This window comes from Methylorubrum podarium (assembly GCF_022179745.1).
Lineage (GTDB): Bacteria > Pseudomonadota > Alphaproteobacteria > Rhizobiales > Beijerinckiaceae > Methylobacterium > Methylobacterium podarium.
In genome coordinates this window covers 1-9,119 of record NZ_BPRD01000069.1, presented here as the reverse complement: position 1 = coordinate 9,119, position 9,119 = coordinate 1, and the positions used below count along the sequence as shown (strand labels likewise).

Sequence of the window (9,119 nt, the reverse complement as noted above, 5' to 3'; positions counted from 1 at the left end):
CTCGGCCCGGCGCAGGCGCTGCCACGGGGCGGCGGCGCGCAGGGTCGCGATCAGGTCGAGCCGCCCCCGGCGCGGATCGCCGGGACGGCTGCCGACCGGGCGGCCCGTCAGCGGGGAGGCCGACGCCATGCCCATCCGCCCGGCCGCACCGGAGCGCAGCGGCGGCCCGGCGGCGAGGAGCCGCGCGAGCAGATCCTTCGGGAGGGCGGCGCGGACCGCGTCGAGCACCGTCTCGTCGGGCCGTTGCGCCGGAGCCTCGTCCCGTTCGGCCGCATCATCGGGCGCTCGTTGCGCCTCCTGCGACGGCTGCGGCTCTGGCGGCTGGTCCGCCGCTTCCGCTTCGCGGGGCGGCGGAGCGGGCAGACGCGTCGCCCGCGGGGCGAGCACGAGGCGGGCGGCCTCGATCAGGTCGGCCTCGTCCGGCTCCGCGCGCCCGGCCTCCAGCGCGATCAGACGGGCGATCCGGAGGGCGAGGAGCGGCGCCCGCAGCGAGGCAACGCCGAAGGCGTCCGCGACGGCGCAGAGGGTGGCGACCGGGTCGTTCACGGATTGCCCGCTCGGCCGCTCGGTCGCCGGCCCGCCCTGCCGTCCGGCCTCGTCCCCGCGGGGAGAGGTGGCCGCGCGCAGGCTCACGCCGGTGAGGTCGATGCGCAGCGCCAGCCGGTCGGCGAGGGCCTCCGCGACGGTCTCGTCCTCCTGCCCCTCGTCGAGCAGCACGAGGCCGAACCGGGCCGGCAGCCGCGCGGCGAGACCGTCCCGCTCCAGCGCCAACGTTCCGGTATCGAGGGCGCCCGCGAGCCGGGCGACGGTGCCGCGCTCCAGCCGCTCGGCCATCGGCACGAGCACGGCCCCGCCATCGGCCTCCGCCAGCAATCCGCGCTGGATCACCGGCCGGCCGGCGCGCAGCGTCGCGGGCAGGTCGAGGCCGCCGATCAGCCGGTCGTCGGCGATGCCCGGCGGCATCCGGCGCACCGGGCCAGCGAGCCGGCTGCGGAGGTGATCGAGCCAGAGGTCGCGCACCGGCCCGGCGCCTGCCCGCAGCACGATCCCGCCGAGACCGTGCGGATCGGCGGCGAACAGTTCGGCGGCCCGCAGCGCATCGTCCCAGGCCCCGGCCGGATCATCCTGCTCCGGGGCCATCGTCGCCGTCAGCGCTTGAACATCGGGTGCTCGACCCGGTCGCCTGCGCGAATGCCGAGCTTGGCGGCGGTGCCGGCGTTCAGTTCGAGCACCGCGAGCACCGGCTCGCCCGACGGGATCACCTTGGTCGAGAGCGGCTCGGTATCGGCGGCAATCCGGGCGATCGAACCGTCGGAGCGGATGAACACCATGTCGAGGGACAGGTAGGTGTTCTTCATCCACATCGTGGCCGGCGCCGGACGCTCGAAATCGAACAGCATGCCGTGGTCGGCGGCCATGGAGCGGCGATACATCAGCCCCTTGGCGCGCTGCGCGTCGGTGCGCATCACCTCCACCTGGAAGGCGTGGCGGCCGGACTTGCCGACGATGCCGAGCGGCTCGGTCGCGGCCTGAGCGGCGGGCGCGGCGTCCTGGGCGCGCAGCGGCCCCACCGGCACGGCCGCCAGCGCGGCGAGGCAGGCGGCAAGTCGCAGCAGCTTTGAAACGGAGGCAGATACGGGCACGCGGATTACCGTCAATGGGAGGCCGGAAGCGCCCCGTCGACGAGGCGGACTTCCGCCGCCATAGCACCCTTCGAGCCGTCGCCGTAGCGGACCAGCACCTGCTCGCCGGGCTTCAGCTCGGCAATGCCGTAGCGGCGCAGCGTCTCCATATGGACGAAGATGTCCGGCGTGCCGTCGCCGCGGCTGAGGAAGCCGAAACCGCGCAGGCGGTTGAACCACTTCACCACGGCGACCTCCAGGCCGCTCGTCGGCGTCACGCTCACATGCGTGCGCGCCATCGGCAGTTCGGAGGGGTGGAGCGCGGTGGACTGGTCCAGCGAGATCACCCGATGGGCCTGCCAGCCGCGGGCACGCTGCACCGCCTCCACCACGATCCGCGCGCCCTCGCTCGCGGCCTGATGACCGTCCCGGCGCAGACAGGTGATGTGCAGCAGCACGTCCGCCGAGCCGTCATCCGGCACGATGAAGCCGAACCCCTTCGAGACGTCGAACCACTTGATGCGCCCGGCGATCTCCAAGAGCTCGGGCGGACGCTCGTCCTCGCTCTCCCGTTCCATCGCGCGGTCCCGCATGTCCGGCACGCGAAGCCCGACGGAGCTCAGTTCGTGATCGTTCGACATGTAAGCAACCCGTGCCGAATCGCGCGGCGCAATCCCGATGCTACGTTAACAAAGTCAGATTACGCGGAAAGCCCGTTTGGCCGGCAGCGGGACAGTTCAATTGATCATTTTCCGGCGCCATGGCGTCGATGCCGCATCACGCGCGCGCCGTGCCGCGGGTCTCGTCGATCGGTCCCGATCCCGATCCGACGCGGGAGAGCTTGACCGGACAAGGGGTTAGGGTCGGCTCGGTCACGATCGGCATGGGAGCAGATCCTTCGAGGGCTGATTCGAATGGCCGCATGGCTGCCTGTTCGGCAGGCAGCGGCGTTCGCGCACACCCTTCGCCTGGAACGGGGATCGGTGATAGGGCGCGGCCATGCCCGCCTCGTTCCCGTCCACGCCCCCCCGTCCGAGCCGGCGGATCGACGCCCTCGACCTCGCCCGGGGCGCGGCGCTCGCGGCGATGGCGGCCTATCATGGGCTTTGGGACCTCGGCTTCCTGCAGCTCACGCCTCAGAACTTCGCGCTCACGCCGACGGGGCGGCTGGCGGCCCACGGCATCGCCGGCTCGTTCCTGCTGCTGGTGGGCATCGGCCTCGTGCTGGCCAACGGCGACGGCTTGCGCTGGCGGCCCTTCGCCCTGCGGCTTGCCAGGATCGGCGGCGCCGCGCTGCTCATCACGCTGGCGACACGGTTCGCGTTTCCGGAAAGCTACATCTTCTTCGGCATCCTGCACTGCATCGCCGTGTCGAGCCTGCTCGGACTGCCCTTCGTGTTCCTGCCGGCCTGGATCACGGGTCTCGCCGCCGTCGCCGTCGTGCTGGCGCCACGGGTCGTGGCTCATCCCCTGCTCGATGCGCCGGTCTTCTATTTCCTCGGATTGGGGCGGGGGCTCCCGGACAGCAACGACTGGGTGCCGCTGTTTCCCTGGTTCGGACCGGTACTCGCCGGGATCGCCCTGGCCCGGCTCGTCCGGCCGGTGGTCGCCGGCTCGCGGCTGTCCCGCTGGAAGGCCCGCACGCCCCTGGCGCGCGGTGCGGCCTTCGCCGGGCGGCACAGCCTCGCCGTCTACCTCATCCACCAGCCGGTGCTGCTCGCCCTGCTGACCGGCCTCGTGACCCTGACCGGGCCGCATCCGCGGGCCGGGCTCGCCGGCTTCCGCAAGGATTACGCGGCGCACTGCACCCGCACCGGCGGCGAGGCGGGCGCCTGCCGGATCGCCGCGCGCTGCACAGCCGACGCCCTGAGGCGGGAGGGTCTCTGGGGGACGGGCAAGCCCTATTCCGTCGCGGAGCGGGCCACGGCGCAGGGCCTCTCGCAACGCTGTTACGAGGCCGCGGAAGGCACCGCGGCCCCGCCGTGAGGACTCAGTCCTTGGCGCGCTCCACGTAGGAGCCGTCGGCCGTCATGATGACGACGCGGGTGCCGGTGGTGATGTGCGGCGGGACGCTCGTCTTCACGCCGTTGGAGAGGAGCGCTGGCTTGTAGGACGAGGAGGCGGTCTGCCCCTTGGTCACCGGCTCGGTCTCGACGATCTCGAGGGTCACGCGCTGCGGCAGCTCGATCGCCAGCGGCACGCCGTTATGAGTCGAGAGCGTGACCACCATGCCCTCTTGCAGGTAGGGGGCGGCATCGCCGACCACGTCCTCGGGAACCGCGAGCTGCTCGTAGTTCTCGGGGTTCATGAAGTGATACCCCTCGCCGTCCTGGTAGAGGAAGGTGTGGTCGCGGTCCTCGACGAAGGCGCGCTCGACCTGCTCGGTGGTGCGGTAGCGCTCGGAGATCTTCACGCCGTCGGTGATGCGGCGCATGTCGAGCTGCGTCACCGGCGTACCCTTGCCGGGGTGGATGTTCTCCGCCGTCAGGATGACGTAGAGCTTGCCGTCCTTGTCGACGACGTTGCCCTTGCGAAGGGTACTGGCGATCACTTTCACGAGCGTGGACCTTGGCTGGACGAGAACGGCGGCTCTTCACCGGCGTCTCGGCCGGGTGAGCGGAATCATCCGCGAGGCCCTACCCTATCCGCGGCTCGGTTGCCAGCCGGAGGCTGTTTTCGCGTGAGTCACGACTCCTCGCCCTGGTGGCATCCTGGCCTCCACGCGGATCGCCGGCCGCTGCTCATCACCCGCAACCGCATCCTCGCGGGGTTGCGCGCGTGGTTCGCGGACCACGACTTCGTCGAGGTCGAGGCCGCCGCGCTCCAGGTCTCTCCGGGCAACGAGGCCCATCTCTCCGCCTTCGCCACGGAGGCGATCCTGCCCGATGGCGGCCGCGAGCCGCTCTACCTCCACACCTCGCCGGAATTCGCCTGCAAGAAGCTGCTGGCGGCGGGCGAGCCGCGCCTGTTCAGCCTCGCCCGCGTCTTCCGCAACCGCGAGCGCGGCGCGCTCCACCATCCCGAATTCACGATGCTCGAATGGTATCGCGCGGGCGAGGACTACGACGCGCTGATGCAGGATTGCGCCGCGCTGCTGGCGCTCGCCGCCGAGACCGCGGGCGCCCGGCGCCTGACCTTCCGCGGACGCGAGGCCGATCCGTCGGCGCCCTTCGAGCGGCTCACCCTGGCCGAGGCCTTCCACCGCTACGCCGCCATCGATCTCCTCGCGACGATCTCGCCCGAGGGCGCGACGGACCGCGACGGGCTCGCCGACGCCGTCATGACCCGCGGCCTTCGCGTCGCGCCGGACGACACCTGGGCCGACCTGTTCAGCCGCGTCCTCGTCGGGCTGATCGAGCCGCATCTCGGGCAGGGCCGCCCGACCATCCTGTGCGAGTACCCGGTGAGCGAGGCGGCGCTCGCCCGGCCGAGCCCGCGCGACCCCCGCGTCGCCGAACGGTTCGAGCTCTATGCCTGCGGCGTCGAACTCGCCAACGCCTTCGGCGAGCTCACCGACCCGGCCGAGCAGCGCCGCCGCTTCGAGGCGGAGATGGCGGAGAAGGCCCGCGTCTACGGCGAGCGCTATCCCATCGACGAGGAGTTCCTGGAGGCTCTCGCCGTGATGCCCGAGGCGAGCGGCATCGCGCTGGGCTTCGACCGGCTGGTGATGCTGGCCACCGGTGCACCCCGCATCGACGACGTGATCTGGACGCCGGTCGCCCGGGGCCGGGCGCGGTGAGCCTCGCCCTGAAGAGCGCGACGGCGCTCGCCCGCGCAGGGCTGGTGGACGCGGCCGACCTTCCCGCCCTGGAGCGGGTCGCGTCCCGCTACGCCGTGTCGGTGACCGCCGACATGGCCGAGCTGATCGACGGGAGCGATCCCGACGATCCGATCGCCCGGCAGTTCATCCCGCGCGCGGAGGAGATCGAGACGCGGGCGGTGGAGCGCGCCGACCCGATCGGCGACGACGCGCATGCACCGGTTCCCGGCATCGTCCACCGCTATCCCGACCGGGTGCTGCTCAAGCCGCTCCACGTCTGCCCGGTCTATTGCCGGTTCTGCTTCCGCCGCGAGCGCGTCGGGCCCGCCGGCCACGGCAGCCTGAGCGAGGCGGACCTGGCCGCGGCCTACCGCTACGTCGCCGCGCACCCTGAGATCTGGGAGGTGGTCGTCACGGGAGGCGATCCCTTCGCCCTGTCGCCCCGGCGGCTCGCCTCCATCACGCGGGCGCTCGGCGCGATCCCGCATGTGCGGGTGCTGCGCTTCCACACCCGCGTGCCGGTGGTGGAGCCGGCCCGCGTCGACGCGGCCCTCGTCGCCGCCCTCAAGAGCTTTCCCGGCGCGGTCTTCGTGGCGCTCCACGCCAACCATCCGCGGGAGTTCGCGCCGGCCGCCCGCGCGGCCATCGCCCGGCTGGTCGATGCCGGCATCCCGATGGTGAGCCAGAGCGTGCTCCTGCGGGGCGTCAACGACGACGCGGCCACGCTGGACGCCCTGATGCGCCGCTTCGTCGAGAACCGCATCAAGCCCTACTACCTCCATCACGGCGACCTCGCGCCGGGAACGGGTCATCTGCGGACGGACCTTCCGGAGGGACAGGCGCTGATGCGGCAGCTACGCGGCCGCCTCTCCGGCCTCGCCCAGCCGCTCTACGTGCTCGACATTCCCGGCGGCCACGGCAAGGTACCGGTGGGGCCGGGCTATCTCGAAGAATCGGGCGGCACGTGGCAGGTGACCGATCCGCAGGGAACCGTTCACCCTTATCCCCCCGAAACGGACGACGAGGACGAGCGATGACGCGCAAGCTGTGGGGACGGGCCAGCTCCGTCAACGTCCAGAAGGCACTCTGGGCGCTCGACGAACTCGAGTTTCCCTACGAGCATATCGAGGCGGGCGGCGCCCACGGCGTCGTCGGCGACACCGCCTACCGCGCGATGAACCCCAACGGTCTCGTGCCGACGCTGGAAGAGGACGACTTCGTCCTCTGGGAGTCGAACGCGATCCTGCGCTATCTCGCTCACGCCCATGGCGGCCCGCTGGCCCTGCCGGAGGCGCCGCGCGCCCGCGCCCTCGTCGACCAGTGGCTCGATTGGCAGGCCACCGCCTTCACCCCGGCGATGCGCGACGCCTTCCTCCAGCTCGTGCGCGTCGCCCCCGAGAACCGCGACCCGCGGGTCATCGAGGCCTCGCGGGCGAGTTCCGAGCGCTGCGCGGCCCTGCTCGACGGCCACCTCGCGAACACGCTCTGCGTCGCGGGCGAGAGCTTCTCCATCGCCGATATCGCCGTCGGGCTCGCGGCCCATCGCTGGTTCCAGCTGCCGCTGGAGCGGGAAGAGCGGCCCAATATCCGCCGCTGGCTGGGGATGCTCGCGCAACGGCCCGCCTCCTCGGCCGTTCTGTCGCTGCCGCTCACCTGAGTGTCTCTCACAGAACTCCCGCTGCGCCGACGCGATCGGTGAAGACGCGGTCGATGGCCGGGGGTTGTGCGGGGCACTCCGACATAAACCGGCGGAGATCAGCTCGTGACGGATGCCGTGTCGAACCCCGGACGAAAGAAGACCATGTTCTTCCCGCTCTCGAAGCTGATCTTCTTCGTCCTCACGCCGTCGAACTTCCTGATCCTGCTGGGGCTTCTGGGCTGCGTCCTGCTCTTCACCGAGTTCGGCCGCGGTTTCGGGCGAGCTCTCACGATCGCCGGCTTCCTCGGGCTTCTCGTCGTCGGGCTTTCGCCGCTCTCGGCCTGGATCCTGGCGCCGCTGGAGAACCGCTTTCCGGCCTTCGCCGATGACGAGCGGCCGGTCGCCGGCATCGTCGTGCTCGGCGGCGCGGTCGAGGCGGATACATCGATCGGCCGCAACCAGATCACCGTCAACGACGCCGGCGAACGGGAGATCGCGCTCGGAGACCTCGCCCGGCGCTTTCCGCAGGCGCGGCTCGTCTTCTCCGGCGGGGCCGGCAGCATGCGCGAGGACGCGATCTCGGAGGCCGAGATCGTCAGCCGTTACGCCGATACCCTCGGGGTCCCGCGCAACCGCCTGATCCTGGAGCAGCAATCGCGCAACACGCGGGAGAACGCGGTCTTCTCCGCGCGCATGGTGCAGCCCAAGCCGGGCGAGCGCTGGCTCCTCGTCACCTCCGCCTGGCACATGCCGCGGGCGATGGGCTGCTTCCGCAAGGCCGGCTTCGACGTGACCGCCTACCCGGTCGACTACCGCACCAACTGGCCCCGCGACGCCTACCGCTTCGCCACCTTCGCGTCCGACGGCCTGGGGGAGCTCGATATCGGCGTGAAGGAGTGGATCGGAATGCTGGCCTACAAGCTCGCCGGCTACACCGACGAGGTCATGCCGGGGCCGTGAGCGGCGCCTACGTCCGCGGCAGGCTCAGGCGATAGATCCCGCGAAAATCGTCCGGGTCGGGCACCGGCTTGCCCTTGCGCAGGATCTGCACCCGGCCCTCCTTGGTCAGCCGCACGGCGACGCGGCGCACCGGCTGCATCAGCGGGCCCCAGCCGTCGGGATGCGGGCCGCCCAGCGCGCGGGCGACCTCGGAGGGGCAGCAGGTCTTCTCCGCGCCCCGCTCGCTGACGAGACGCAGCATCGTCTCTTCGATAGCGGCCTCATCGGCCATGGGAATCCTCCTCGGCGAGTAGGGCGGCGCGGATCGGCGAGGCGAACTGGCGCCGCCACATCACCCAGACCACGCTGGCGGTGGCAAGCATCATCACCGGCGCGCTCACGAACCAGCCGAGATAGGCCAGCGCGAACAGGAAGGCACGCTGGCCTTTCGCGAAATGCGAGCCCGCGGCCACGTTCATCGCGCCGGCCCGCTCGGCCGCGCGGCGCATCACCGCCTCGGGGGCGCCCGAGCCCTTGGGCGGCACCGCGCCGATCAGGATGGCGCCGTAGTTGAACAGCCGGTAGGCCCAGGCGAATTTGAAGAAGGCGTAGACGAACACCACCGCGAGCCCGGCGACTTTGATCTCCCAGGTCTGGCGGGTGGTCACGGTGCCGAAGGGCAGCGCCGAGAACAGGTTCAGCACGTCGTCGCCCGAGCGCGAGAGCGTCAGAACCGAGCCGAGCGCGATCAGCGAGGTCGAGGCAAAGAAGGCGGTGCCGTTCTGCAGCGAGGCGTTGATCGTCGTGTCCACGACGCGGTTGTCGCGGGCGATCATCTGGACCGCCCAGTTGCGCCGCTGCCGGTTCATGATCTGGCTGAGGCTCAGCCGGTCCCCCCGCCGCCGGGCGACCGCGAAGCTGTAGCCGGCCCAGACTGCCACGAAGAAGACGAGCGCCGCGAAGTCGAGCGGGGAGAAGGCGTGGAGGTCCCACATGGTCAGGGCGTCGTCATCGCGGTGTCGTCCTACCGGTCGGGCTCGGAATGCTGCCCCGGCGGCTACAGGCCGGAGGCCCGGCGGGCAAGTCCTCCCGAGCGAGTCCTCGACCCGTCTAGGCGCGGATCTCGAAACCCCCGCCCGAGGCCGGCTCGGCCTCGTCG

The 9,119-nt window shown here is 71.5% G+C and carries 10 protein-coding genes and 1 pseudogene; 5 read left to right on the top strand and 6 right to left on the bottom strand.

The genetic code is table 11. The annotated features are described in order from the left end of the window. The 3 genes and pseudogenes from bchD to MFF42_RS03800 all read right to left on the bottom strand — a co-directional run. Positions 1-1,140 (bottom strand): annotated as a pseudogene (bchD, locus tag MFF42_RS03810) (magnesium chelatase subunit D); the annotation flags it as partial. Positions 1,141-1,148: 8 nt separating this feature from the next. After that, on the bottom strand, positions 1,149-1,658 hold the full coding sequence (locus MFF42_RS03805) for a DUF192 domain-containing protein (RefSeq protein ID WP_238254559.1): 510 nt from the start codon (positions 1,656-1,658) through the stop codon (positions 1,149-1,151). Further along, complete coding sequence (locus MFF42_RS03800; RefSeq protein ID WP_238254561.1) at positions 1,655-2,200, bottom strand: cold-shock protein; 546 nt, start codon at positions 2,198-2,200, stop codon at positions 1,655-1,657. Before MFF42_RS03800 ends, MFF42_RS03805 begins: the two co-directional genes overlap by 4 nt. 421 nt (positions 2,201-2,621) lie before the next feature. On the opposite strand from MFF42_RS03800, the gene MFF42_RS03795 reads away from it, so the two are divergent. Beyond that, positions 2,622-3,608 (top strand): heparan-alpha-glucosaminide N-acetyltransferase, encoded by a 987-nt coding sequence (locus tag MFF42_RS03795; RefSeq protein WP_238254558.1) that lies wholly within the window; start codon positions 2,622-2,624, stop codon positions 3,606-3,608. A 4-nt stretch (positions 3,609-3,612) separates the two neighbouring features. Here MFF42_RS03795 and efp read toward each other — a convergent pair whose 3' ends face one another. Next, complete coding sequence (gene efp, locus MFF42_RS03790; RefSeq protein ID WP_238254557.1) at positions 3,613-4,179, bottom strand: elongation factor P; 567 nt, start codon at positions 4,177-4,179, stop codon at positions 3,613-3,615. 123 nt (positions 4,180-4,302) lie between these two features. Here efp and epmA point away from each other — a divergent pair, with 123 nt between their 5' ends. The 4 genes from epmA (at position 4,303) to MFF42_RS03770 (ending at position 7,981) form a co-directional block, all read left to right on the top strand. After that, the gene (epmA, locus tag MFF42_RS03785; RefSeq protein WP_238254556.1) at positions 4,303-5,361 is read left to right on the top strand and encodes an EF-P lysine aminoacylase EpmA; all 1,059 of its coding nucleotides are present in this window, start codon (positions 4,303-4,305) and stop codon (positions 5,359-5,361) included. Next, the gene (locus MFF42_RS03780) at positions 5,358-6,419 is read left to right on the top strand and encodes a lysine-2,3-aminomutase-like protein (protein ID WP_238254555.1); all 1,062 of its coding nucleotides are present in this window, start codon (positions 5,358-5,360) and stop codon (positions 6,417-6,419) included. Before epmA ends, MFF42_RS03780 begins: the two co-directional genes overlap by 4 nt. Further along, complete coding sequence (locus tag MFF42_RS03775) at positions 6,416-7,039, top strand: glutathione S-transferase family protein (RefSeq protein ID WP_238254554.1); 624 nt, start codon at positions 6,416-6,418, stop codon at positions 7,037-7,039. The genes MFF42_RS03780 and MFF42_RS03775 overlap by 4 nt, the downstream gene beginning before the upstream one ends. Positions 7,040-7,183: 144 nt before the next feature. Then, positions 7,184-7,981, top strand: coding sequence for a YdcF family protein (locus tag MFF42_RS03770; protein WP_238254560.1), 798 nt, complete (start codon positions 7,184-7,186; stop codon positions 7,979-7,981). Positions 7,982-7,988: 7 nt separating this feature from the next. Here the strand turns inward: MFF42_RS03770 and MFF42_RS03765 are convergent, their stop codons facing one another. Both MFF42_RS03765 and MFF42_RS03760 read right to left on the bottom strand, forming a co-directional pair. Further along, complete coding sequence (locus MFF42_RS03765) at positions 7,989-8,252, bottom strand: DUF3253 domain-containing protein (RefSeq protein WP_238254553.1); 264 nt, start codon at positions 8,250-8,252, stop codon at positions 7,989-7,991. After that, on the bottom strand, positions 8,242-8,955 hold the full coding sequence (locus MFF42_RS03760; protein WP_238254552.1) for a DUF599 domain-containing protein: 714 nt from the start codon (positions 8,953-8,955) through the stop codon (positions 8,242-8,244). Before MFF42_RS03760 ends, MFF42_RS03765 begins: the two co-directional genes overlap by 11 nt. Positions 8,956-9,119: the final 164 nt, after the last annotated feature.

What these genes read in the sequence shown, in the direction of transcription:
- MFF42_RS03775 (WP_238254554.1), top strand. Translation starts at nt 6,416, where the DNA reads ATGACGCGCAAGCTGTGGGGACGGGCCAGCTCCGTCAACGTCCAGAAG.
- MFF42_RS03760 (WP_238254552.1), bottom strand. Translation starts at nt 8,955, where the DNA reads ATGTGGGACCTCCACGCCTTCTCCCCGCTCGACTTCGCGGCGCTCGTC.
- MFF42_RS03795 (WP_238254558.1), top strand. Translation starts at nt 2,622, where the DNA reads ATGCCCGCCTCGTTCCCGTCCACGCCCCCCCGTCCGAGCCGGCGGATC.
- MFF42_RS03770 (WP_238254560.1), top strand. Translation starts at nt 7,184, where the DNA reads ATGTTCTTCCCGCTCTCGAAGCTGATCTTCTTCGTCCTCACGCCGTCG.
- MFF42_RS03800 (WP_238254561.1), bottom strand. Translation starts at nt 2,200, where the DNA reads ATGGAACGGGAGAGCGAGGACGAGCGTCCGCCCGAGCTCTTGGAGATC.
- MFF42_RS03765 (WP_238254553.1), bottom strand. Translation starts at nt 8,252, where the DNA reads ATGGCCGATGAGGCCGCTATCGAAGAGACGATGCTGCGTCTCGTCAGC.